Genomic DNA, 24,837 nt, shown 5'->3' with positions numbered 1-24,837 from the left:
GAAAATGGATTTGAAAATAGTTAAATTTCTGTTTTTCTCCGTGAAACTCCGTGTTCTCTGTGGCCTCCGTGGTTCAATATTTGGGTTTTTCTATGGTAGGTGGCAAATAAGAAAGCAGCTTCTGGGTAGCGCCCCGATGCGCGCTGGCGAAGGTTTTGCCTGCTAGTCCCATGGTTTTGCGCTCATCAAAGTGGGCAAATAAATGCATGGCTTGTTTGATGATGGCGTGGATGTCATTGCCCTGCCATGCGGCATGGCTGGCGATGGCTTCCGTAGCCGCCTGACTAAAGTTATAGGTGGATGGGCCAAGTAATACGGGTGTGCCCAGGGCGCAGGCTTCGATCAGGTTCTGGCTGCCGAAGAGCAGGATGGAGCCGCCGATAATGGCTAGATCGCTGGCTGCGTAGTAGCGGGTCATTTCTCCCATCGAGTCGCCTAGCAAAACTTGCACATGGTTTGCTACAGGGTCCTCATCCCAGCTACTGCGTTTTAATACCTGCAAACCACGCTGCTCTAAAAGCGTTGCGACTTCTTCAAAGCGTTGTGGATGGCGTGGTACCAGAATTAATAGCAGTGATTCGGGCCAAGTGGCTAAAGCATCGAGCAGCAAAGCTTCTTCGCCATCTCGGCTGGATGCAAATAGCAGCACATTGCGGGGGCCAAAGTTGCAACGCCAGCTTAGTCCATGGGCGATGGCGCTTTCATCGGGCAGATTATCAAATTTGATATTGCCGACAATATGCGTGTTGCTGCTGCCTAATTGCTTTAAGCGTGCTGCATCCATTTCGCTTTGTGCCAATACACCGGCAAGGCGAGCGACGGCAGGCTTGATTAAGGAGCGGATCTTTAAATAGCCCTTGAGTGATTTCTCGGATAAACGCGCATTAGCTAAAAACAAGGGCATCTTGTGATCTGCACATGCGTGGATCAGATTGGGCCAGATCTCGGTTTCCATCAGTACGCCAAAGCTGGGCTGGAAATGTGCTAAAAAGCGCCCTACCGCGCTGGGGTAGTCGTAAGGCAGATAGACGATTTCGGCGAAGTCGGCAAATAATTCTTGCGCGGTGGCTCGGCCTGTTGGCGTCATGCAGCTGATTAAAAAACGGTGCTGAGGATAGGCTATTTTAAGCGCCGCAATTAAGGGCGCTGCGGCACGGGTTTCACCTACCGATACGGCATGCAGCCAGATGAGTGGCCTGCTATCTGGCGTGCTGGCGTAAAAGCCCAGCCGCTCACGCCAGTGCTGGCGATAAGTTGGCTGGCGTTTAGAGCGTTTAAGCAGATATAAAAAAATAAGCGGGAAAACGCAGCAGAGCAGCGCGCGATAAAGCCAGCGGCTCATGCTCTATCTCCAGTTCGATTTGTTAGACGGTGGGTAAACAGAGCCACGCGACGTAGCTGCTCGCAGCTCATGCTCTGCCCTCATTAATCTGAGCGACATATCGTAAAACCCAGCAACTCATTTCATTCCATCCAGTGTGGCTTGCCAAACGGATTCCAAGCTTGGTGGCGCGCCATTGCTGCCTAAATTAACGGCATAGCTGCTGGCTAATACGCCTGTGAGCTGAGGGTCTGATGCGCAAAAAATGGCGATCACGGGGACGGCAACGGCAGCGGCAAGATGGGCAAGGCCGGTATCTACGCCAACCACAACCTGGCTGGATGCAAGCAGCGATGCGGCTTCTTTTAAGCTCATTCGTGGTGGGCAAACCGCATGCGGGATGGCTGTGGCAAGCCGCTGGCTGCGCTCTTGCTCTAGAGTATTACCCCAGGGTAATACGCTGCAGATACCCATGGCTTCTAGGCGCTTGCCAAGAGCAATCCAGTTTTCTTCTGCCCACTCCTTATCGCTTCGGCTGGTTGCCGAGAGTAAAACGGCGTAATGAGCCGGCCGCCATGCTAAGTCGAGCTTGGGAACACTGAGGCCATAAACGATATTGTCATCGATTGTGTAGTTAAATGCCTGCGCGCTTAATTGGCGATTTCTAGTGATGGCATGTTGATTAGGTGACACTGGGTAGGTGTTTTGATAAGCCAAACTGGCCAAGCCTTCCCTTGCCGATGCCTTGTCGTAACCACTAATTGGGCCAAGTGCTTGCTTCGCAATAAAGGCGCTTTTAATTAAGCCTTGTGAATCAAGAATCAAATCGTATTGGCAGTGGCGTAACTGGCTGCGAAAGTTTAGGAATTCTGCTTTTGATTGAAGCGGAGCCTTACGCCAGCGGCGCAATGCGGTAGGAATAACCGTACGCACAGCGGGGTGTAGGGCAGGCAAGGCAGCAAAGCCCTCTTCTACCACCCAATCGATGGAGATATCGGGCCTATGCCTTGCTAAATCGCTAAGAGCAGGGAAATTATGGATGATGTCTCCCATCGAGGAGAGACGAATAATGAGGGTCTGAAACATGGCAGCATTCTACCCGCACTTGCTTTATAAGAACTACACTGACAAAGATGAATTGTTACAGGGTTAGTAAATGATGATCGATGATGGTTTACTATTATTGCCTTGGATACTGGCGCTGATTATGTTTAACCTATGGCTATGGAGCGAGCATTTACGCCGTATAGAGAAAATTAAACTAACCGGCTTAATAGGAAAAGACACGCTTACAGGCCTATCCAGCCGTCGGCATTTCTTGGATATTGCCGCGCGGGAAGTTAATCGCAGCCAACGGTTTTCTAATCCTCTTACCTGCTTAATTATTGATGTTGATGATTTACGCCATCTGAATAAAACTTACGGCCATATTGGCGGAGATTTAGCGTTAAATCATTTGGCCGAAGCTTGTCGCCAAAGCGTGCGTGATTTTGATCTGATTGCTCGTTTCTCAGGTGAAGAAGTTGCCCTGCTCCTACCTGATACACCCTTAGATGGTGCAATTGTAGTGGCAGAACGTATTCGTAGAAAATCTGCGGAAAATAGAATATGTATGCCTGACGGCTTAGCATTCACCATGACGGTGTGCATTGGTGTGGCACAAACTAAAAATGAAATGGATAGCTTAGAAGATCTATTATTAGCCGCAGATATTGCATTGCAAAGTGCAATGGCGGTGGGGCCAAATAAAGTCATGTATTAATGCTTTAAGTCAGATGTCCTTTACTATCTACTTGCACGATGAATGTGCATCGTCTACGGTGCATTCTTTTTGCTTGGCTTTCCGTATGTCTACTCCAAATCAAGCCCTTGCTACTGCTGCACGTCTTCACCAAGCTCAATTAACCAAGCCGCAGGGCAGCTTAGGCAAACTTGAAGAGTTGGCAATCTGGTTTGCTGCACGCTCAAATTCGGCCATGCCTAGCCGCTTACAAGCTGCAATCGTGGTTTTTGCTGCAGATCATGGTGTGGCAAGCGAGGGCGTGTCTGCCTTCCCTGCCGAAGTGACTGGCCAAATGGTAGCTAATTTTGTGGCAGGTGGTGCTGCAATTAGCGTCTTGGCCCGCGAAGCAGGAGCTAGTCTTTCGGTAGTCGATGTGGGTGTTGCCAGTCATTACGCCGTTACGGCGGGTAGTAGCGCCCAGCTATTTAGAGTGCCAGTGCGTGCAGGAACCGCTAATTTGCGTCTTGAGCCTGCAATGAGCGAGCAAGAATGCAATAAAGCTTGGACAATTGGCGTAGGCAGCGCACAAGAAGGCCTCGTGCGTAGCAAAACGCTCTTGATTGGCGGCGAAATGGGCATCGGCAATACCACGGCCGCCGCCGCGCTGATTTGTGCTTTGACGGATATCGATCCGACAGAAATTGTTGGCCTGGGCACAGGTATTTCAGCCCAAAGCCGTGAGAATAAAGTTCAAGTGGTAAAAGACGCGCTGGCCCGTGCCCGTGCTGCTGGAGCAGTGACTGCTAAAGATTGGCTGATGCAAGTCGGCGGTTTAGAAATCGCCGCTTTGGCTGGCTTTTATACCGGCGCTGCCGAAGTGGGTATTCCGGTATTACTCGATGGTTTTATTACAACAGCCGCTGCCTTGGTCGCTGTTAAAAACAAGCCCGAAGTGGCCGATTGGCTGCTGGCTAGCCATTGCTCGGATGAAAAAGGCCATCGTCATGCGCTGGCGGCCTTGCAGCTGGAACCCATCTTGCAATTGGGCTTGCGTTTAGGCGAAGCCAGCGGTGCGGCGCTCACCCTCCCCCTCATCCAAAGCGCCCTTGCCTTGCATCGCGATATGGCCACGTTTTCATCCGCAGGGATTACGACGAAGTAAGCATTTGTCTAAAAAAACTTTAGTTCTGTAGACGCAGAGATCGGTGAGAACACAGAGCACACAGAGAAAGGCATAAGAGTTAAATCGTGTTGAGTAAGAGTGGCTTTAGCAGCGGAACCTCCATCTCAATATAAAACCCAAATCTTGAAACCTCGATGCCACAGAGAACACGGAGGGACACGGAGAAAAACATACGTAAGGTTTTCTCCGTGTCCCTCCGTGTTCTCTTTTTCCTCCGTGGTTTAAGATTTTGGTTTTTGTATGGAGCATCACTTCAGCTTGGATGTACTGCTTATAACCTTTTATAGGGTTTTCTCTATGTGCTTCGTGTTCTCACCGATCTCTGTGTCTACAGAACTTTTGCAAGCTTTCGGTATGAAATCATGAGTAGTTTCCGGCTTACTCTTTTGCGGCATGGCGCTACGGTTGCTCCGGCGGGGATGTTAATCGGTCATACCGATCTGCCTTTGTCGCCCTTGGGTGAGCAGCAGCTGGCTAGTCGCAATGATCACTTTGTTCGCTTTCCTCCAAGTAGCATTGCCAGCTCTGATTTAAGCCGCTGTGCGGGCTTTGCCCAGCAATTGGCGGCAACGTCAGGGCTGGGTTGCCATATCGATCGTAATCTGCGCGAAATGAGCTTTGGTGAGCTGGATGGTTTAGCTAAGCTCCAATGGAGCGAACAACAGCAGGCTGCTTGGGCACTTTGGTCACACAATCTAGAGGAAAATACGGCTGCGGGCATTGAAAGCTGGACGGATTTTTCTGCCCGAGTGAATGCCGCTTTTCGTGCGTGGCTACCCCTTAGCGAAGGGGGTCATCGGGTGTTGATTACCCACGGTGGTGTGGCTAAAGCGCTATTACTAGAGTGGCTGGGCCTGCCCGCAGCGCGGCATAGCCAGTTTTGGCTGGCGCATGCGGGAATGATGACTCTTTATTGGGACGATGAATATCCGCCTATTTTGCAGGGGATTGATAATGAAGTTGTGTTGGGTGAGTGAGCTATTGGAATAGCTGTGCGAACAAAACCCACCCTTGAACTACTTCGGTCTTGAGAACACGGAGTTTCATGGAGAAAACCAAGAGAAATGATCCATTTATTCGTGCCTTATGTGTTTCTTGTGGGTATCTGTTTTAGCGCACCAGAGTCATTACGAAATAGGAATAAAAAATGAAATTTGATTGGCGCGAGCCTGTGCTGGCGGTGCAGTTTTTAACCCGCCTGCCTACGCCGCAGATTCGTCAGTTTGAACCCACTTTACTCGCAGCTGCCGCGCCGTGGTTTCCTGTGGTTGGGCTATTGATTGGTGCTTTTTTAAGCACGGTGGTGTTTTTGGCTGCTAAAGCAGATCCCTGGCTGGCGGCTTTGGTGGGGTTTTTGCTCTGGACATGGATTACCGGCGGCTTGCATTTAGATGGCCTTGCCGATATGTCGGATGGCTTAGGCGCTGCGCATCGTGATCCGGAACGCTTTTTGGCGGTGCTGAAAGACCCGCATCTGGGCAGCTTTGGTGTGCTGGCGCTGATTTGCCAATCTGCCGCCAAGCTGGTGCTCTTAATGCTGCTGGCAAAGCAGCAAGAATGGCTGGCGCTTTTGCTGATCCCCGCATGGGCGCGCTTCGGCGTTTTGTATTGGAGCCGCTTACCCGCTTTAGCGCCTGGTATGGCAGAGCAATTTGCCTGGCAAAAAACCAGCTACTCGTTGTATATTCTTTTGGCTGCACTTTTGCTGCTGTCCTATTTTATAGTTCCCGCATTAATGATGGCCCCCTTACTGATTTTGGCTTATGCCAAATGGCTGATGCATAAATTGGGTGGGATGACAGGGGATTGCCTAGGCGCGGGAATAGAAATCACTGAAACTGGGCTATTATTTTGCGTGCTTGTTCTGGTCATATAGGGTGTGCCACTACGCAGTTGTTGCGCGCTCTATAAAAAACGTTGATTTTGGTGTTTATAGGAACGGTTTATGAAGATTATCCGCAATATTGAAGTCTGGGAAAAAGGCATGGATGGCGGTTTTATCGGGCATTTGGCCATTGCCGAAACCATCAGCGTTGAGTTTTTGTTTAGCTTATTTCGCCATGAGCAAGATCAGCCAGATCCTGAAATGAAGCTCTCTTATATGCTAGATGCCGCCCGTATTGCCCTGCTGCAACCCTATGTGGGCGAGCTGATGGAGCTGGAAAAAAACGATTATATTTTGACCGCACACGGCCAGCCTGATTATTAACTGATGTTATGCAACAGAAACCCAAATCTTGAACTACGGAGGACACAGAGAACACGGAGTTTCACAGAGAAAAACAAGGTTTGAATCGGTTTTTAAGTGTTTTAAAACCCAGCAATTAGAATTTGCATCGCGGCTAGTGGCACTGGGCTTAAATCTCCCCTTGAAACACGCCGTAGCGAGGAACAAGCGGGGCGGGGTTTCGGCAAGGGAGCGAGGCAGCGAGCCAATCCCGACCGCCGCCGACTCGATTGTCCGCAGCGTAGGGGCCTTCGTGTTTTGTGGGGTGGCCTTCTTTCGCTTCCTTTCTTGGCCACACAAGAAAGGAAGGTCCAGCGGGACGCCCGCACCTAAACCAACGTGCCGAAGGCACTAAAAAGATGATCGCTCCGCAATATTTTATTGCTAATATTTCTTCTCCTGAGTGGGCATTCTGCCCGCTCTGCAAATCTATTCTGAAAGTATTTGATTCTGATCAAATGCCCCATATCTAGCTAAGCATCCTTAGATAAAACACCATATATTGTGGTCTGTAAAAATATTCTACCCTGATCCAGGTGGGGAAAAATGACCATATACCCGCAATATGTGCTGAAACGCGATGGCCGCATCGTGCCTTTTGATCTTGATAAAATTCGCCTTGCCCTGCTGAATGCTAGCCGCGTAACTGGCGAGTTTGATGAGGCAGAAGCAATACGCTTAAGTACGCTGATTAGCAGCCGCTTGCAGGGTGATCTCACCCCCACCATCGAGCAGATTCAGGATCAGGCTGAAGAAGCACTGCTGCAATACCATTATCTAAAAACAGCTCGCGCCTATATTGCTTACCGCAGCCAGCACGCCCGTTTGCGCTCCGATGTGCGCACGGTGGTGGATGTTGAATCGTCGATTAATGAATATCTGGATCAATCTGATTGGCGGGTCAATGCCAATGCTAATCAGGGTTGGAGCTTGGGCGGGCTGATTTTAAATACCAGCGGCAAAATGATTGCCAATTACTGGTTAAGCCATGTTTATCCGCCAGAAATTGGCGAGGCGCATCGCTCTGGTGCCATGCATATTCATGATTTAGATATGCTATCTGGCTATTGCGCGGGTTGGTCTTTACGCCGCCTCTTGCAAGAAGGCTTTAATGGCGTGCCGGGCAAGGTAGAAGCCAAGCCGCCTAAGCATTTCTCAGCCGCCATCGGCCAGATTGTTAACTTTTTAGGTACTTTGCAAAATGAATGGGCGGGCGCTCAGGCATTTAGCTCATTTGATACCTATATGGCGGCGTTTATTCGTGCCGATAATCTGCAATACACGCAGGTAAAGCAATATATCCAAGAGCTGATTTACAACCTGAATGTGCCCAGCCGCTGGGGCACGCAAACGCCGTTTACCAATCTGACTTTCGATTGGATCTGCCCAGAAGATTTGCGCGAACAAATCCCCTATGTGGGTGGCAAGGAAATGCCATTTAGCTACGGTGATTTGCAAACCGAAATGGATATGATCAACCGCGCCTATATCGAAGTGATGATGGAAGGCGATGCGCTGGGCCGTGTGTTTACTTTCCCTATTCCCACCTACAACATCACCAAAGATTTTGCATGGGATCACCCCAATACCGATCTTTTGTTTGAAATGACCGCTAAGTATGGCCTGCCCTATTTCCAGAATTTCTTAAATTCTGATCTAGAGCCGCATATGGTGCGCTCTATGTGCTGCCGCTTGCAGCTTGATCTGCGCGAGCTATTAAAACGCGGCAATGGTTTATTTGGCTCGGCCGAGCAGACCGGCTCGCTGGGCGTGGTGACCATTAACTGCGCGCGGATTGGTTACGAATTCAAAGGCAATGAAGCGGGCCTCCTAGCGCGTGTTGATCAGCTGATGGATTTGGCCAAGCAATCTTTAGAAATTAAACGCAAATTGATTGGCCGCTTAATTGATGGTGGTCTTTACCCCTATACCAAGCGTTACTTAGGCACGCTGCGTAATCACTTCAGTACGCTTGGGGTAAATGGTATTAACGAGATGATTCGCAATTTTAGCGATGATAGAGACGATATTAGCAGTGAAGCAGGCTACGCCTTAGCGATACGCCTGCTGGATCATATTCGCGCCAAAATGACTGAAATTCAGGAAGAAACAGGCCATCTCTATAACCTAGAAGCCACGCCCGCCGAAGGCACGACTTATCGCTTTGCCAAAGAAGATAAGAAGTTTTACCCCGATATCTTGCAAGCAGGCACGGCGGAGCAGCCCTTCTATACCAATTCCAGCCAGCTGCCGGTTGGCTTTACCGATGATCCGTTTGAGGCCTTGGGCCGTCAGCAGGAATTGCAGCGTAAATACACCGGCGGCACGGTCTTGCATCTGTATATGAACGAGGCAATTTCCAGCCCCGCAGCGTGTAAAGCGCTGGTGAAAAAAGCGCTGACTAACTATCGCCTGCCCTATATCACCATCACGCCCACCTTCTCTATCTGCCCGAAACACGGCTACCTGAGCGGCCATCACGAGTTTTGCCCAAAGTGCGATGGCGAGTTGCTGGCGAAGAAAAGCTGTGCTGCTGCATAAGTAGTCTGTTAAATCTTGAACCACAGAGAGCACAGAGGACACAGAGTTTCACAGAGAAAAACGATTCGATTTTCTCTGTGTCCTCTGTGCTCTCATTTTTCTCAGTGGTTCAAGGTTTAGCAAAATTGCAAATTTCGCTGTAGATATTTTTTGTGCAAATTTGAATAAATAAAGGAAAAAATCATGAGTGATTTATCGGTTCAAGCCAAGCTGGTCCCTGCGCTTAAAGATGAAGAACGTACTCGCTGCGAAGTTTGGACGCGGGTGATGGGTTATCACCGGCCGGTGAGCAGCTTTAATATTGGTAAAAAAGGTGAGTTTAAAGAAAGGCAATTTTTTAACGAATGTAATACCGTTTTCTAATGATGCCCGCGCCCAAGATTGGCGGCTTGGTGCCGTTTTCTAGCTGTGATTATCCCGGCGAGCTGGCTTGCGTGATTTTTCTGGCGGGCTGCCCTTGGCGCTGTGGTTATTGTCATAATCCGCATTTACAAGCGCGTGAGCAGCACGATGCAGCACCACAGTGGGATGAAATCCTGATCTGGTTAAAAACGCGCCGTGGCCTCTTGGATGCGGTGGTTTTTTCGGGCGGTGAGCCACTGATCGAGCCTCAGTTACCCGAGATGATGCGTAGTATAAAAGCGCTAGGCTTCAAAATTGGCCTGCATAGCGGCGGCGCTTATCCCAAGCGTTTACAGGAATGCTTGCCCTATCTGGATTGGGTGGGTTTCGATATTAAAAGCGATTTTATGCGCTACGAAAAGATCACCACCGTAGTAGGCAGTGGTGCTGTTGCCAGTGCTTCTTTAAAGCTGCTATTGGCGAGCAAGGTGGCGCTGGAATGCCGCAGCACCATCCACCCCAGCTTGCATAGCGAGGATGAGCTGATTGCCCTTGCCCGAACTTTAAGCGCCTTAGGGGTGAGGCGCTATGTCTTGCAATCCTTCAGGCCAGCTGGCTGTATCGAGCCTGCGCTGATTAATTCTGCGCAGCTTCATTTTCCTCAGCCTGCCACCTTAGCGGCAATTGAGCAGCAGTTTGCGTCGTTTCAGTACGTATCAACACTTGCTGCCTGAATGCCCGATAGGCCAGCTTTACGCTAGAGAAAATCAGAAAGTTGGCTTGTAATTCATCCAGCTTATGGTGTCTGGCGGCGATAAATTCGGTCTGTTTTTTGCGCCCTGCTAAGGCGAGGGCGATGCCGCGCTCTTTTAAATCTCTTTGCAAAATAATAATCGCTTCGATGCCTGCAATATCGATTTGATTAATCGGTACGGTATCCAGCACCACCCATGAAACTTGGCTTGCTGCGCCATCGGCTAAAGATAAAACGCGCTGGCGGAAGTAATTGGCGTTAAAGAAATTAAGCGAGGCATCAAAGCGATACACCAGCATGCCATCAATCGGCGCTGCGCCGGGGTGGTGGGATAGGTCGTGAAAGCTGTTTTTTCCAGGGTAAACACCCAAGAGGCTTTCATGCGGGCGGGCAATTTTAATTAATAGTCGCAGCGTAGCCATTAATACGGCAAACAGCATGCCTTGCATCACGCCTACACAGGCCACGCCAATCACGGTGAGGATGGCAATGCCGTATTCGCCACGGCTGGCCTGGCGAAAATAAATAAAATTGGCAAAACTCATTAGCCCAAACGAGGCTGTAATCAGTACGGCGGCCAGAGCTGCAATCGGCACATATTGCAGCGGAGTAGTAAACAGCGCGATGGCAATGGCGATAGACGCCGCCGCGACCAGGCTCACCATTTGAGTTTTACCGCCGGCATGATCATTCACTGCCGTTCTGGAGTCCGCACCGCTAATCACAAAGCCTTGTGAAAACGCAGCGGCAATATTCGCCATGCCCAGCGCGGTAAATTCCCTATCTGCATCGATCTCATAGCGGTTTTTGGCGGCAAAGCTGCGGGCGGTCAGAATGGCACTGCTAAAGCTGATCAGCGCCAGCCCCGCCCCTGCGCCGAGTAATTCACCCAGATGGGCTCTGGGGATGGTGGGCCAGTGCAAAGTGGGCAGCCCAGCGGGTAATAGCCCGATGATGGCGATGCCTGCGGCTTGTAAATTCAGGCTAAAGATCACCAGCGCAGCAAGGCCCATGGCAACTAAGGCGGTGGGCAGCTTAGGCAAGAGGCGTTTAATAATTTGAATGGCTAACAGCGTGCCAATGCCGATCAGGGCGGTGCTTGGATGAAGCTCAGGCAGGCGATCTGGCAGCTCGAGGATACGGCCAATAAAATCATGCTTATGAAAAGTAAAACCAAGCAATTTACCCAGCTGCCCCAACGCAATGCTGATCGCTACACCGTTTAAAAAGCCCGCTAAGATAGGCGGAGATAAAAAGTCGGCCAAAAAACCTAGCTTAAAGCGGCTGGCCAGCAGACAAAACAGCCCGGTAATTAGCGCCAAAGCGACAGAAAGCGAGATATACAGCTCGGAATTTCCCATTGCCATCGGCAGCAGAGTTGAGGCCACCATGGCGCAGGTGGCTGCATCTGGCCCAACAATCAGCTGCCGGGATGATCCAAATAGCGCATAGGCCACCATGGGCAGAATGCTGGCGTAAAGGCCGGCAATCGGGCTCATCCCCGCCAGCTGGGCATAGGCCACGCCCACCGGCAGTGCGACGGACGCCACAGACAATCCCGCCAGCAAATCCTGCCGCCAACAGTCCCGTGGGTAATTAAAGAATACGGCCAGCCCAGGGATGGTGCGTAGAAAGAATTTATTCAATGCTGAGTCCTGTTGCTTGTTGAGCTGTATGTAGGGCGGGTGCAACCCGCGAGCGATGCTGAAAAACATGCGGGTTGCACCCCATATGCGCTAACCAAAATCAAAAAGAGCTTTTTAGTGCCTTCGGCACGTTGATTTTGGAGCGGTTAGCCACCGCGGGGGCTTCCTTTCTTGCTTCGCCAAGAAACGAAGCCAAGCGACAAACTCAAAACCACGAAGGCCCCTGCGCTGCGGACAATCGAGTCGGCGGCGGGCGGGATTGGCTCGTTCCTCGCTCCCAAGCGATCCCCCGCCCCGCTTGTTCCTCGCTTCGGCGTGTTTCAAGGGGACTTTAAAAGGCCCTATGCAGAGCGCGTGGTTATTGTGTTTTTTTGCTGTTTGCTAATAAAAAACAACTTGGCTAGCGCGTATGGGGTTGCACCCGCCCTACGATGATTCAATGCTTGTAAATGAAAGGTATTAGCTAGCAAATCACCCCCGCCTGATCCCTACAAAACTGAATAAACCGGCGCAAGGCAGCGGAGTGGTATTTTTGTTTATGCCACGCAAGGTAAAGCTGGCGTGGGAAGCGTTGCTGCATGGCTAGGCAGACTAATCGCCCGTTATCGATACGGTCTTGTGCTGCTAGCTTGGATATAAAGGTGATTCCTAGCCCCTGCTCTACCGCCAACATCACCGCCTCTAGGGTATTTAGCTCCAGCCCGATTCGGCTGTTGCTGAGCTGTGGCTGGATCAGTTGCTCAAATTGTTCCCGATTGCCAGACATAGGCTCACGCAGCACCCATGTTTCGCTGCTTAATGCAGAGATAGTCAACTCAGCCTGCTTGGCTAAGGGGTGAGTGGCTGCGGCCACAATGCACATTTCATCTTGCAGCCAAGGGTCGGCGATTAAATCCGGGTGGTGGTTCTCACCTTCGATTAAGGCGAGGTCTAGTTCAAAATGCGCGAGTGCGTGGCTCAGGATATGGGTATTGGCAATGGATATGCGCGGCGTAGTGGCCTGCTCGCTGCGCGCCAGCAGAATTGGCAGCAGATAGTTGCCTATGGTTTGGGTGGCTCCAAGGCGAAGCTGGCCAATGGGCCCGCTATCGCTGGCAAACATCGTTTCAATGTCTTGCACTCGGGCGAGTACTTCTTCGGCCACGGGCTGTAATAATTTACCTTCTGCATTCAATTGCAGGCGCGGATGAACCCGATCAAACAGCGGCGTTGCCAGCTGGCGCTCTAACTCTTGCAAAGACTGAGAAATGGCGCCCTTGCTCAGGCATAGCTCATTGGCTGCCGTGCCAAGATTGCCATAGCGGGCAATGGCCGCGAAGGATTTTAGCTGTTGCAGAGTGAGCTTCATTTGATTTTACTAAACGCCTCATTCAAATCATTTAGATATGATAAACAATATCTGGGCGTTATTCTATTTGTACTGCAATAAATAAGAAGGTCGTCGTATGTTTAAGCGAATTCATCAATTACTTGCCGCTGCCCCTACCCCTATGGCGGGCTTAGCTTTAGGCCTTGCCAGCCTTGGATGGTGTTGGGAAAACGCTGGCGATTTTTCGGGTAAAGCCCAGTTATTAGGCGCTGTGGTTGCTGCCTTGCTGTTACTTATCTTAGCTTTCAAATTTGTGCTTCACCCCCGTTTGCTTCTGAAAGATTTAGCTCACCCCGTCGTGGGCAGCGTAGTGCCTACCTTTGCAATGGCAACGATGGTGGTGTCTAAGGCATCAGGCCAGTTCGCCCCTGATTTTGCTGAGGGCCTGTGGTTGTTTGCCGTGATCTTGCATATGGTGTTTCTGGCGATGTTTATCTGGCACCGCGCTAAAGACTTTGAAATTCACCATATGCTGCCAAGCTGGTTTGTGCCGCCGGTAGGTATTATCGTGGCCGATGTGGCTTTCCCCGGCGGGCAGTTTGCGGCCCTTGCGAATGGTTTATTGTGGTTCGGAATATTTTGCTACGCCGTGATGTTGCCGCTGATGCTCTATCGTCTGATCTTTAGCCACGAAGTACCTGATGCGGCCAAGCCAACCATTGCCATTTTGGCGGCTCCTGCCAGCCTCTCACTCGCTGGCTACTTAACAGTAACCACCGAGCCGTCGTTACTGATTGTGGCGCTGTTGTTTGGGATTGCCCTGCTGATGACAGGCATTATCTACCTCGCTTTTTTCAAGCTGCTGAGCCTGCCTTTTTCACCGGGCTACGCTGCCTTTACTTTCCCATTGGTGATTGGCGCTACAGCATTATTTAAAGTCAGCCATCTGCTTGGGCAATGGGAATTTGCCGCACCCTATGTGCAGCAGGTGCAATGGTTGGCGCAGTTTGAATTAGGCATTGCCACGGTGATTGTGGGCTATGTAGTGCTGCGATATGTGATGTTTTTTATGGCAAAGGATGGCGGTGGTGTGGTTTATAAAGCAGGGCAATTGGTGCAAAGATAGGGGATATTTGGGGGAATAAAAAAGGCCGCTGCTGCGGCCTTTTTCTATGGAGCTAAAGCGCTTTACTCTGCTTTGCTCTCTGCGTCGGTGATTACTGCTTCAGAGATCACTTCGCTGGCAGTAGCGACCACTAGCTGCTCAACCGCTGCTTCTTCTGCAACTACGGCTGTTGCTGGCTTTTTGCGATCTTCGATATTTTGTACAAACTTAGCCGCTGCAGTTTTTTCTTCTAAGGTAACGTCACTAACTGGCTTACCGTTCAGATCAAAACGCTTACCGCCGCGCGCTACCGATTTGAGGTAACGCACCTTGCGACAGTGGGCCGCAATGGCGCGGTGCACATGATTTGCACCAAATTGTGGCAGTGCTTTTTCTAGCTCTTTATGAACACCGATCATTAAAGGCTTGAACTGCTTCATCACCGGATAACGCTGATAAAGTAATTCGATAATCATAATTTGCTGTTGACGGGCAGATTTCTCGCCAATGGCAGATTGGAATGCTTGAGCTAAAGCTGAATTTTGATCGGTCATCATTAGAAAACTAGGGTAGGTATGAAGGGGTAGCTTACCTTAACTCTGCGTTTGCATATACCGTACTATCGCAAAGTGTCGCTTATCAGTCCCTTTCAAAACATGGCGCAAGCTTGCTTGCTGTACTGAAAAACAATAAAAAACGATGATTTAAGGTCTGTAAACTCAGTTTTTCAGCTATTTTTTGCCTTTTAGGCTAAATTTTTACCTGTTTTTCAGTAAATATCTAAAGCGGGCATTATTTGACAGACTGCACTTGGCTAAGGGATTAAAGGCAGGGTTTGTGGATTAAAACCATAGTGCAGGGCGTTTTCGCAGCGATACTTACCCTTAGCTGCTGCTCTCTTTCACTACACCAATGCCAATCTGTGCGAATGATTTGATCGTGAACAAGGCTGCTGCCGCGAATCACCTGATCACGAATCCCTGCTTTAAAAGCCGCTTCACGCAGCGTCCAAAGTAGGTAAAAACGCTCTTGAGATTCTGCCTCTATGGCGTTCACCCAGCTGGCTTCATCCTGATGCAGTGCAAAGACGGCCAGCTTGGCGATATTGGCCTTAGGGCGGCAGCTTTCAATATCGAGCCCCACTCGTTCAGTATTAACCGTTACCCCCAAGCTATCTCCGCTATGCGAAATACTGGCGTGCAAATGAGTGGCTAGTCTTAAATAGGGGAAAAACTCGCCTTCTTCAATATCCGCCGTTGAGTAATTGATATTTAAGGCCCGTGCTGCTGCTTGGGCAAGCAGCATGCGGCCAAGAATAAATTGCTGAACGCGGGCGGGTGATTGCATCGTCGCTAGCTTGGCTTTGCTACTGGCCGAGAGCGAATCGCTGCTTAGCGAAGGATTAGAGATTTGGGTAAGAAGAACTTCGGCGTGAAGCATGTGTAAACCAAGGGTAAAGGATGGGGAATGATATACCTTGGTACGGTACACAGCAGCGGAAATTCCCTCAGTGTAAAGCCCAAATCTTGAAACACAGAGGGCACAGAGAACATGGAGTTTCACGGAAAAAACCTTGTGTATGTTTTTCTCCGTGGCCCTCCGTGTTCTCCCTTTCTTCCGTGGTTTAAGGTTTGGGTTTTATGTGGAGATTAAAGCTACCCCGCCTTCCCATCCGCCCTCGGCTTCAAATACACCGGCATAAAGCGGCTGCCCCATAAGGCCACTAATAGTAAAAAGCCCAAGGCTGCGGCGCAGAGCAGGGTGTTTTGCCAGGGCAGCACTTCGGCCAATACTCGGGCAATGGCTACGCCGTGCAGCAGGCAATAAAGTGTCCAGGCAAGGCGGCTGAGGATGAGCGGCAGGCCTGCGTGGCCCAGACTCACCCTTGTGGCAAAGCCCAGCAACATCGTGCCAAAAAAGCCGATGCTGATGGCGTGTAGCGGTGCAAATCCCAGAATGGTTGAGCCTGCTAGCATGGCTGTATCTTGTACGGTGTAAAGCAGCATAGCGACCGCCGCCCAAGCAAAGGCTAAATGCAGCATGGCTAAGAGCCGGTTTTGGAGTGAGGCAAATAGACGCCAGCGGTAGCTGGTATAGAGCAGCAGCCCAGCAAATATGGCATCAACAGGTAGGCTGTTGAAATGAGCCAGCTTTAAGGCTCCATGACCCCAAGACAAGGCAATCATGGCGTTTAACAGCCATAGTGGCCGCCATGCGCTGTAGTTAGAAATAGCGTTGGCAGAGAAAAACGGCAGCATTCTGTGGCTAACGGTTAAATACACCGGCAGTAAAAACCCCCATAAGCCGATTTCTATCATACTCAGCCAGCCCGTCGTTGCGCCAAATACGGCCCAATACAGCGCCAGAGCCTGCCCTATCCAGCCCATGGCAAAGGCAAGTGCAATACGAATGGCGTGGGCGCGATCCGGCGCGCTGCTGGCCCGCACACGGCTTAGCCAGACAAGGCAGGCGGCTCCCCAACTGATCCAGTGCAGGGCAATGCCTAGGCTAAGCAGTGGCTGCCAAAATAGCGCGGCAATCAAGAGGGCGCTGCCTATGGCGTAGGTGATAAAAATCGGTACATAGAGTTTGGCAGAGGGGCTGGCCACGCCCAGCCATTTAGGCCCCGCGGTGTAGATAAAGCCCAGCATAAACAGCGGGAAAAATCCGTACAGCATCAGATAGCCGTGCAAAAACATTGGCGCAATACTGCTGGGCATGGTGCTGCCGCTGGCCCTGAGTAGCATTTCGCTGGCCCACCAAGTAAGGCTTGCGATCAGCAATAAAGTGCCGCAAAAAAAGCCAATACGGTGAGGAGCACTGAGAAATGTTTTCATAAGGCTTTATCCTGATCGGTGTTACGCCGATCAGCCATTATTTGCCCTATTGCTGCTAGTGTGGGCGGGTCAAGTAGTAGTTCGGCGCTGGGGTAAATACGGGCTTCTTCCAGATCGGCGTGGTCGGTGTAGCGCTTGGCAAATTCGCCTGCCAAAGGCAGTGGCAAGCTGCCACCTTGCCCTGCTGCCAGTGGAATTAAATAGCTGCGGATATCTTGCCAGAGCAGGCCTAGTGTTTCGTGCTCGGCGCTGGTCGATGCAATGATGGCTTGCAGCTCAGCATCGCCGTATTGGCTAAGCAGCGGAAATAAATCGAGATCTTCATCGTCGTGGTGCAGCGGGGCTGCTACGTCGAAATAGCGCAAAATGCCAGCTGCAGCGTCTTGTGCCTTGGCATCTGCGCCCTCTTTAATCAGATATTGAGCTAGCTTGAGCGTTAGATCAGCGTACTGGCGCACCTTATCGTGACAGGCCATGAGCATGGCAATGGGGGTTTCAAAGGTGACCGTTTCGGTAGAAAACAATGACATGATGCCTCTCCTTAATTCCCGACTAATTTAGTCGGATTCTACGCAGGTATGAGGATTGTGGTTTGATTTAAGCCAAAAAGAATCGATGATCGCAGTCTTACACTTGTAAGTATTTTTACTAACTACTACGAATGAAAATAGTCAGATTCGGTTAAGTAATTTTTGGATTAGCCGCTATAATCGCCGCTTTGTAAAAAATTGCAGGGGCATTATGGAAGACCAAGCTTCAACACCACCAGTAAATGGCCAAAGGGCAGTGATCAAGCCATACGCTAATGAGCAGCGTTTATTTGTGATCATGGCGGTGATTTCAGGCCTGAGCTGGCTGGCTTTAACGCTGGTCACCTTTGGTATTATCTGGATTATTATGCTGGTGCTTTATCTCATCGGCCTATTTGGGTTCTCGTATTTTATTTCTTATGTACGTGGCAATGGCGTGCGTGTTACTGCTGAGCAGTTTCCTGATTTACACGCTCGTTTTGAAAACTGCTGCCAGATTGTAGGATTAAATAAGCGGCCAGAATTTTATTTAATGACGGGTAATGGCGCATTAAACGCATTTGCTACCCGGTTTTTGCGCCGGTATTACGTGGTGCTGCTGAGTGATATTGTTGATGCTTTGCAAGAAGATACCGAAGCTTTAAATTTTTATATTGGCCACGAGTTAGGCCATATTGCGCAAAAGCATTTAGTACACCACTGGTGGCTGGTTTTTGCTAGCTGGATTCCCTTGCTTGGCACCGCGTATTCTCGTGCCAGAGAATATAGCTGCGATCAGTATGGCTTAGCTTGCACGAGCAATAAGCAAAGTGCGGTGCATGCACTGGCCGTATTAGCAGCGGGTAGCAGCCGTTGGAAAAGCTTGAATACCCAAGCCTATATCGCTCAAGCTAAAGATACTGATGGTTTCTGGATGGCAGTCAATGAATTAACTGCTGATTACCCTTGGCTGTGCAAACGCGTTGCCCGCGTAGAAAATGGCGATGCGGCTGTATTTCCTCGCCGTAATATATTTGCCTGGCTGATTTCTGCCACGATTCCAAATACGGGTTTTGGTTTGATTGGCGCGATGGTTGTTTATATTTATCTGCTGTTGATTCTGGTGCCTATTTCAATATCAGCGTATTCCAGCTATCAGACTAAAGCGCTGAATGCAAAAACACATATTGAATTAAGCCAGGCCTATACACAGGGAATGGTTGCGGCCAAGCTGGTGGGAAACTTCTATGAAGAAACCCAGTATATGCCAGAAGCTGTTGAGGGATTAGGCTTTAAAATTCCAGCGAATAGCTTGATTAAAAGCGTGCAAATAAACCCGGAATCAGCCGAGTTGAGCTTAGCTCTAAATGCACCACATCAGGATAAGGAAATTATTTTGAGCCCTTCTGCTGGTGATGATGGCACGATCAGCTGGGCTTGTAGTATTACGGGCAAAGTGGATGCGGCTGCCTTGCCTGATGATTGTACTTTAGCGTTTGATGAGTCAGAAGCAGGGATGACAGCGCCAGAACCTACGACGACTCTGGGTAAATTACTGAAATTTTTAAAGTAATTTAATGTAAAAAAGGGCCGCAGAATAAAATCTGTGGCCCTTTTTTTATGCGGACTTAAACGCTATAGCTTAAACATCTGCCTCGGCTTCATTACCTCGTGCTTCTAGCCACGCTTTACGGCTGCTGGCTTCGGATTTGCCCATCAGCATATGCATCAGTTCACGGGTATTGAGGGCCACGTCATTGTTGATACCTACACGTAGCATACGACGCGTGTCTGGATTCATAGTGGTGTCAAATAATTGCTCGGCATTCATTTCACCAAGCCCTTTAAAGCGGCTGATGCTCCACGCGTTTTCACGGATTTTTTCTACACGCAGCTTATCCAGAATCGCGGTTAATTCACCTTCATCCAGCGCATAGAATTTACGTGGAGGCTTGGCCTTGCCGCTGCCTGCTACATCCACACGGTAAAGCGGTGGTTGTGCCACATAGACATGCCCTTGGGCGATCAGCTGTGGGAAATGGCGGTAAAACAGCGTGAGTAGCAGCACTTGAATATGGCTACCATCCACGTCCGCATCCGACATGATGATTACTTTGCCGTAGCGCAGGCCAGATAAATCAACCTTGCTGTCGTCCAGCGTATGCGGATCAACGCCAATCGCCACGGCCATATCGTGCACTTCATTATTGGCAAAAATCTGATCGCGATCGACTTCCCAAGTGTTTAGCACCTTGCCGCGCAGTGGCAGAATGGCCTGGAAATCCTTATCCCGGCCTTGCTTGGCCGAGCCGCCCGCTGAATCACCCTCAACCAAGAATAACTCGCAGCGCTCGCTTTCGTCCGAAGCGCAATCGGTTAGCTTGCCGGGTAGTACCGCCACGCCGGAGGATTTTTTCTTCTCAACTTTTTGCGAGTTCTTTTGCCGAGCCTGCGCCGCGCGGATGCAAAGTTCGGCTAGTTTTTTAGCCAGATCAACGTGTTGATTCAGCCAGATTTCAAAGGGCGAGCGCACTACGGTAGAGACCAGCTTTAAGCCATCGCGGCTGGTTAGCTTATCCTTGGTCTGGCCCTGGAATTGCGGGTCCAGAATCTTGGCCGAGAGCACAAAAGAGCATCGGCCAAATAAATCTTCCGGCAGCACTTTTACGCCCTTAGGCAGCAGGCTGTGGAATTCGATAAAGGTTTTAACTGCTTGAAACACCCCATCGCGCAGGCCGGATTCGTGCGTGCCACCGACTGGTGTAGTAATCAAATTTACATAGGATTCGCGATTAACCGGGCCGTCTTCGGTCCAAGTCAGCGCCCAAGCGCAGCCTTCACCCAGCGAGAAAGTATCGTCTACCTGCTCGATATACTTCTCGCCTTCAAAGATCGGGATCAGCTGGGTATAGCCAGCTACTTTTTCAGATAAATAGCCCGTTAAGCCATCCGGATAGCACCAGCTTTTATTAATCAGCTCGCCATTAGCCTGTTCAATTGCCAGAGTAACCACTAGCCCCGGCAAGAGCACCGCTTTGGATTTGAGTTGATGTTCCAGATCGGCCAACGGAATATTGGGTGAATCAAAGTATTTAGGATCAGGTTCTACATACACGCTGGTGCCGCTGTCTTTTTTGGCACAAGTGCCTAGCACCACCAGTGGCTCGATCACATCCCCGGAGCCAAACACAAGCCGATGCTGCTGGCCTTCACGTTTAACTTCAACTTCTAAACGCGTGGATAAGGCATTGGTGACCGAAACGCCCACGCCATGCAAACCGCCGGAAAACGCATAAGCGCCGCCATCTTTTTTATCAAATTTACCGCCAGCGTGCAGCTGGGTAAATACGACCTGCACCGTCGGCACGCCTTCTTCAGGGTGCAGCCCTACCGGAATGCCTCGGCCATTATCGCTGACCCGCACGCTTTGATTGCGGTACAGCACCACGTCGATTTGAGTGGCATAGCCGCCCAAAGCCTCGTCGGCGGCGTTGTCGATCACCTCTTGGCAAATATGCAGAGGATTATCGGTGCGGGTGTACATGCCGGGCCGGTGCCGGACAGGATCAAGGCCTTTTAAGACCTTAACGGAAGATTCGTCGTATTTAGGAGTTGCCATGTTTCACGTGAAACCGATTACTAAAGTTGTCGCGAGTCTAGCAAGCTGAGACAAATATAACTACCACAAGGCTACATAAATAAAACCTGCAGGCAGGGAGCTAGCCTTGCCATGTGATCGTTGGAGCTGTTCATAAAGACTTAAAAATCGTCATTTCCGAGCGGTGTGTCGAGAATCTAGTGACACTGCTGGAGCCCCGATAAAGGCACTCGGGGGTGGCGATTTTGGAAGTGATAGGGAGTGCAAGTCGTTGTGCTCCGATTTCGGTGTGCAATGATTGTGTCGTTGTACACCCTATGAAACACTTTGTTTTTCTCCGTGTGCTCTGTGTTCTTAGCGTTCTCTGTGTCTACAGAACTTTTTAAACCTGCTTCGCGTGCGAGTCACCCACCCAAGCCACGCCGATATTGAATCGCCTCTGCAATATGCGCTGTGTTGATGGCTTCATCCCCTGCCAGATCGGCAATGGTTCTGGCTACTTTTAGCACGCGGTGGGTGGCGCGGGCTGAGAGTGATAGTTTTTGAATGGCATTTTGTAGCAGGCCGCGCGCTTCATCGTTTAGGGGGCAGTGTTGCTCAAGAAGTTTGCCATTCAGGCGGGCATTGGGCGTGTTTTGCCGTTTTGCTTGCCTGAGATGAGCTGCCGCCACGCGTTTTCTGACTAGCGCTGAGGGTTCTCCAGTGGCGGCGGCTAATAGGGTATTTTCTGGTAATAATGGCACTTCGATCACTAAGTCGATTCGGTCCATAAAGGGACCGGATAATTTGCCCCGGTAGCGGGCAATTTGATCGGGCGTGCAGCGGCAGGCTTTTTTAGGATGGCCCAAAAAGCCACAGGGGCAGGGATTCATGGCGGCGATGAGTTGAAAGTCAGCAGGAAACTCGGTGGAGTGTGCGGCACGGGCAATATGGATTTTTTGGCTTTCCAGTGGCTCACGCAATACTTCCAGAACCTTTCTATCGAACTCAGGCAATTCGTCTAAAAACAACACTCCGTGATGCGCCAAAGAAATCTCACCCGGCTGTGGCACACTTCCGCCACCCACCAAGGCAACTGCTGATGCTGTGTGATGCGGTGATCGGTAGGCGCGCACACCAAAGCGGCTGGCATCTAGCCGCTCTTTGCCTAAGGATTGAATTCTGGCGGCTTCCAGCGCCTCCAGCTCGCTCATATCCGGCAAGAGGCTGGGTAAACGTTGTGCCAGCATGGATTTACCTGTGCCCGGCGGGCCTATCAGGAGCAGACTGTGTCTGCCTGCGGCCGCAATTTCTAAGGCGCGTTTGGCTTGCTGCTGGCCTTTTACTTCGCTTAAATCGAGCATGGCGGGCGGGGCTTCAATGGCGATTGGCACCGCGACCGCTAGCTGATCGCTACCGAGTAAATGCCGGCAAACTTGCATGAGGTGATTGGCAGAAAGTACGCTGGCGCTGCTGAGCAAGGCGGCCTCTGCAGCGCTATCTGCCGGCAGAATCAGTGTTCTGCCTACTTTTTGCGCAGCCCAAGCCATACCTAGCGCACCACGAATAGAGCGTAATTCACCCGATAGCCCTAATTCACCTGCGAACTCAAAATCGTTCAGCTGCTCTAAAGGAAGCTGGCCACTGGCTGCCAGAATGCCTACAGCAATGGGTAAGTCGAACAGGCCGGATGATTTGGGTAAGTCAGCAGGTGCAAGGTTTACAGTAATTCGCCGGTTGGGAAACTCAAAGCCGCAAACGGCCAAGGCCGCACGAACGCGCTCACGGCTTTCTTTGACTTCTAAATCGGGCAGCCCTACCAGGTTAAAAGCAGGCAGGCCGTTGGCAAGATGGATCTCCACCAGCACGGCACTTGCTTCAATTCCTATCATGGCACGGCTATGAATAATGGCGAGAGACATGCAAAACGCCTGTGAAGGTTTCTTTTAGTGTAGATAACAAATGGGGTAATCGTATGTTGCTTGATAAGCCGGCCGAAGAAGTTGTGCCGCTGCCTGATTTTCGTAATTTTGGTGTGATATTACGTATTTTGCTGCTGGTGCATTTGGGCATGCTGGCTTATGTGTTGCTGGGTTTGGCAAGCTGGGAAGAATGGCCTTTAAGATTGGGCGAGGCGGCCATGTGGGTCGTGCCTCCTCTGCTTAGCTTGCTGCTGTTGCTGGCGCTGCTGATGCCCTGGCTTCATCGATTATCTTATCGATCAGGTGTTTTGCTGGTGAGCGCGCTAGCGATGCTCATGGTATTGGTGCAGAGAAAATTATTGTTCTCGGTGTTACAACCTGTAACTGCCTTGCTTCCTGCGCTTCTGTTTACCATGATGTTGGTAGTGTCTTTAATGCTTTACCTGCGTTTGCGCTGGAAATCGTTGTCGCCTAGGTTGACTGAAGCAAGGCTGGCGGCTTTACAAGCTAGGATACGCCCGCATTTCTTTTTTAATAGCCTGAATGCGGTGCTGTCATTAATCCGTAGCGAGCCAAGGCGGGCAGAGCAAGTACTAGAAGATCTGGCAGATTTATTCAGGGTGGTGATGGTTGATAAGCAGCAGCTTTCTACCGTGGAATGTGAGTTGGTGGTTGCACGCCGCTATTTAAATATTGAAGCCGTACGATTAGGCGATAGGCTGAAAGTGGAATGGGATATTACTCAGGCAGCGCTGTCTGCTGTTTTACCGCCACTTTTGTTGCAGCCCTTATTAGAAAATGCCATTTACTACGGTGTAGAACCTATATTGAATCCAGGCCCTGTGCAAATTAGCATCGCTGTTAAAGATAAGCATATTCATTTAGGGATTAGAAATTCTCTGCCGCCGGCAGGGACGGTAAGTCAGCATCGAGGCAATGGTATGGCGCTAGAAAATATTCGTCAGCGTTTGCTGCTCCACTTTGATGCAGAAGCCAATCTAAGCACTTACGCGAATAACGACTATTATCAAGTACATATTGTCTTGCCTTACCGGGAGATTCCCCATGGGAACGCCACTGCGCCTTTTTCTTGTTGATGATGAAATCCCCGCCTTGCGCAGGCTGCAAGATGTGCTGGCGGACGTTGCTGATGAATGCCCGCACGATGTTGTTGGCACAGCCACCAGTGGCATGGCCGCCCTTGCAGCCTTGGCGGAAGCCGATGCCGATGCGGTGATTGTGGATATTCAGATGCCGCAAATGAGCGGTATTGAGCTGGCCCGCGAGCTAAGCCATTTTTCACACCCGCCTGTGGTGATTTTTGCTACGGCCTTTGAAGAATACGGTGTGGCTGCATTTGAAGTGCGCGCGGTTGATTATCTGTTAAAGCCTATTCGTAAAGAGCGGCTGATCTCCGCTTTAAAGCGGGTGCAAGATATGCGAACAGCCAGATCGCAAGCAGAGCCAGCCAGTCATGCCCGTACCCATTTCAGCGTCACTGAGCGTGGTCGGGTGCATTTAATTCCTGTTTCGGATGCGTATTATTTAAAAGCCGAGCAAAAATACATTACGCTGCGCACACGCGATCGCGAGTATCTGCTCGAGGACTCGCTGACTCGTTTAGAAGAAGAATTCGGCAATCATTTTGTGCGCATTCATCGCAACTGCTTGGTGGCACGGGACATGATGTCGGGCTTTGAGAAGTCCGCCGTGGGGGGGAGCGAAGCGCACTGGCAAGTGATTCTGCGCGATTTACCCGAGCGTTTGGCGGTGAGCCGCAGGCAGCAGCATGTGATTAAAGAGCTTAAAAAACTGGAAAGCGAAGGCAGGTAGGTTTCAGC

22 protein-coding genes are annotated in these 24,837 nt (G+C 50.5%); 12 read left to right on the top strand and 10 right to left on the bottom strand.

The window, feature by feature from the left end; all coding sequences use genetic code 11:
• Positions 1-73 precede the first annotated feature (73 nt).
• Together waaA and waaC are read right to left on the bottom strand one after the other, a co-directional pair.
• The gene (gene waaA / locus VN23_RS17795; RefSeq protein ID WP_046353769.1) at positions 74-1,342 is read right to left on the bottom strand and encodes a lipid IV(A) 3-deoxy-D-manno-octulosonic acid transferase; all 1,269 of its coding nucleotides are present in this window, start codon (positions 1,340-1,342) and stop codon (positions 74-76) included.
• A gap of 117 nt (positions 1,343-1,459) precedes the next feature.
• Positions 1,460-2,407, bottom strand: a complete 948-nt coding sequence (waaC, locus tag VN23_RS17790) for a lipopolysaccharide heptosyltransferase I (protein WP_046353768.1) — start codon at positions 2,405-2,407, stop codon at positions 1,460-1,462.
• Positions 2,408-2,477: 70 nt separating this feature from the next.
• Here waaC and VN23_RS17785 point away from each other — a divergent pair, with 70 nt between their 5' ends.
• The 8 genes from VN23_RS17785 to VN23_RS17750 all read left to right on the top strand — a co-directional run bounded on the left by VN23_RS17785 (position 2,478) and on the right by VN23_RS17750 (position 10,071).
• Positions 2,478-3,083 (top strand): GGDEF domain-containing protein, encoded by a 606-nt coding sequence (locus VN23_RS17785; protein WP_052746820.1) that lies wholly within the window; start codon positions 2,478-2,480, stop codon positions 3,081-3,083.
• A gap of 85 nt (positions 3,084-3,168) precedes the next feature.
• A complete protein-coding gene (gene cobT / locus VN23_RS17780; protein WP_046353767.1) occupies positions 3,169-4,206 on the top strand; it encodes a nicotinate-nucleotide--dimethylbenzimidazole phosphoribosyltransferase in 1,038 nt (345 codons plus the stop codon).
• 383 nt (positions 4,207-4,589) lie between these two features.
• A complete protein-coding gene (locus VN23_RS17775) occupies positions 4,590-5,204 on the top strand; it encodes a histidine phosphatase family protein (RefSeq protein WP_082752832.1) in 615 nt (204 codons plus the stop codon).
• Positions 5,205-5,374: 170 nt separating this feature from the next.
• A complete protein-coding gene (gene cobS / locus VN23_RS17770; protein ID WP_046353766.1) occupies positions 5,375-6,103 on the top strand; it encodes an adenosylcobinamide-GDP ribazoletransferase in 729 nt (242 codons plus the stop codon).
• Between the two features lie 69 nt (positions 6,104-6,172).
• Positions 6,173-6,436: a hypothetical protein gene (locus tag VN23_RS17765; RefSeq protein WP_046353765.1), complete on the top strand. Its 264-nt coding sequence runs from the start codon at positions 6,173-6,175 to the stop codon at positions 6,434-6,436.
• Positions 6,437-7,000: 564 nt separating this feature from the next.
• Positions 7,001-8,995 carry a ribonucleoside triphosphate reductase gene (locus tag VN23_RS17760; protein WP_046353764.1) on the top strand — a complete coding sequence of 665 codons (1,995 nt, stop codon included), beginning with the start codon at positions 7,001-7,003 and terminating at the stop codon, positions 8,993-8,995.
• 183 nt (positions 8,996-9,178) lie between these two features.
• Positions 9,179-9,358: an anaerobic ribonucleoside-triphosphate reductase gene (nrdD, locus tag VN23_RS17755; RefSeq protein WP_046353763.1), complete on the top strand. Its 180-nt coding sequence runs from the start codon at positions 9,179-9,181 to the stop codon at positions 9,356-9,358.
• Complete coding sequence (locus VN23_RS17750; RefSeq protein ID WP_046353762.1) at positions 9,358-10,071, top strand: anaerobic ribonucleoside-triphosphate reductase activating protein; 714 nt, start codon at positions 9,358-9,360, stop codon at positions 10,069-10,071. Before nrdD ends, VN23_RS17750 begins: the two co-directional genes overlap by 1 nt.
• Here the strand turns inward: VN23_RS17750 and VN23_RS17745 are convergent.
• On the bottom strand, positions 9,974-11,737 hold the full coding sequence (locus VN23_RS17745; protein WP_046353869.1) for a SulP family inorganic anion transporter: 1,764 nt from the start codon (positions 11,735-11,737) through the stop codon (positions 9,974-9,976). The genes VN23_RS17750 and VN23_RS17745 overlap by 98 nt on opposite strands.
• Positions 11,738-12,200: 463 nt before the next feature.
• The gene (locus VN23_RS17740; protein ID WP_046353761.1) at positions 12,201-13,085 is read right to left on the bottom strand and encodes a LysR substrate-binding domain-containing protein; all 885 of its coding nucleotides are present in this window, start codon (positions 13,083-13,085) and stop codon (positions 12,201-12,203) included.
• Between the two features lie 97 nt (positions 13,086-13,182).
• Between VN23_RS17740 and VN23_RS17735 the strand changes: the two genes are divergently transcribed.
• Entirely contained in the window at positions 13,183-14,172 is a 990-nt protein-coding gene (locus VN23_RS17735; RefSeq protein WP_046353760.1) for a TDT family transporter, read from the top strand.
• A gap of 62 nt (positions 14,173-14,234) precedes the next feature.
• On the opposite strand, the gene VN23_RS17730 is transcribed toward VN23_RS17735, so the two are convergent.
• The 4 genes from VN23_RS17730 to VN23_RS17715 all read right to left on the bottom strand — a co-directional run bounded on the left by VN23_RS17730 (position 14,235) and on the right by VN23_RS17715 (position 17,518).
• Positions 14,235-14,708: a ProQ/FINO family protein gene (locus VN23_RS17730; RefSeq protein WP_052746817.1), complete on the bottom strand. Its 474-nt coding sequence runs from the start codon at positions 14,706-14,708 to the stop codon at positions 14,235-14,237.
• Between the two features lie 265 nt (positions 14,709-14,973).
• Entirely contained in the window at positions 14,974-15,591 is a 618-nt protein-coding gene (locus tag VN23_RS17725) for a 4'-phosphopantetheinyl transferase family protein (protein WP_046353759.1), read from the bottom strand.
• A gap of 215 nt (positions 15,592-15,806) precedes the next feature.
• Positions 15,807-16,988 (bottom strand): NnrS family protein, encoded by a 1,182-nt coding sequence (locus VN23_RS17720; protein ID WP_046353758.1) that lies wholly within the window; start codon positions 16,986-16,988, stop codon positions 15,807-15,809.
• Positions 16,985-17,518, bottom strand: coding sequence for a hemerythrin domain-containing protein (locus VN23_RS17715; protein WP_046353757.1), 534 nt, complete (start codon positions 17,516-17,518; stop codon positions 16,985-16,987). Before VN23_RS17715 ends, VN23_RS17720 begins: the two co-directional genes overlap by 4 nt.
• Positions 17,519-17,729: 211 nt before the next feature.
• Here VN23_RS17715 and VN23_RS17710 point away from each other — a divergent pair, with 211 nt between their 5' ends.
• On the top strand, positions 17,730-19,070 hold the full coding sequence (locus VN23_RS17710; RefSeq protein WP_052746816.1) for a M48 family metallopeptidase: 1,341 nt from the start codon (positions 17,730-17,732) through the stop codon (positions 19,068-19,070).
• Between the two features lie 69 nt (positions 19,071-19,139).
• On the opposite strand, the gene parE is transcribed toward VN23_RS17710, so the two are convergent.
• A complete protein-coding gene (gene parE / locus VN23_RS17705; protein WP_052746815.1) occupies positions 19,140-21,116 on the bottom strand; it encodes a DNA topoisomerase IV subunit B in 1,977 nt (658 codons plus the stop codon).
• Positions 21,117-21,499: 383 nt separating this feature from the next.
• Positions 21,500-22,996, bottom strand: a complete 1,497-nt coding sequence (locus tag VN23_RS17700) for a YifB family Mg chelatase-like AAA ATPase (protein ID WP_046353755.1) — start codon at positions 22,994-22,996, stop codon at positions 21,500-21,502.
• Positions 22,997-23,049: 53 nt separating this feature from the next.
• Between VN23_RS17700 and VN23_RS17695 the strand changes: the two genes are divergently transcribed.
• Positions 23,050-24,093: a sensor histidine kinase gene (locus VN23_RS17695; RefSeq protein ID WP_046353754.1), complete on the top strand. Its 1,044-nt coding sequence runs from the start codon at positions 23,050-23,052 to the stop codon at positions 24,091-24,093.
• Complete coding sequence (locus VN23_RS17690) at positions 24,062-24,829, top strand: LytR/AlgR family response regulator transcription factor (RefSeq protein ID WP_046353753.1); 768 nt, start codon at positions 24,062-24,064, stop codon at positions 24,827-24,829. The genes VN23_RS17695 and VN23_RS17690 overlap by 32 nt, the downstream gene beginning before the upstream one ends.
• Positions 24,830-24,837: the final 8 nt, after the last annotated feature.

It is taken from the genome of Janthinobacterium sp. B9-8 (assembly GCF_000969645.2).
GTDB lineage: Bacteria > Pseudomonadota > Gammaproteobacteria > Burkholderiales > Chitinibacteraceae > Iodobacter.
Note: the sequence above shows the minus strand (reverse complement) of the source record. Positions and strands in the feature narration are given on the sequence as shown.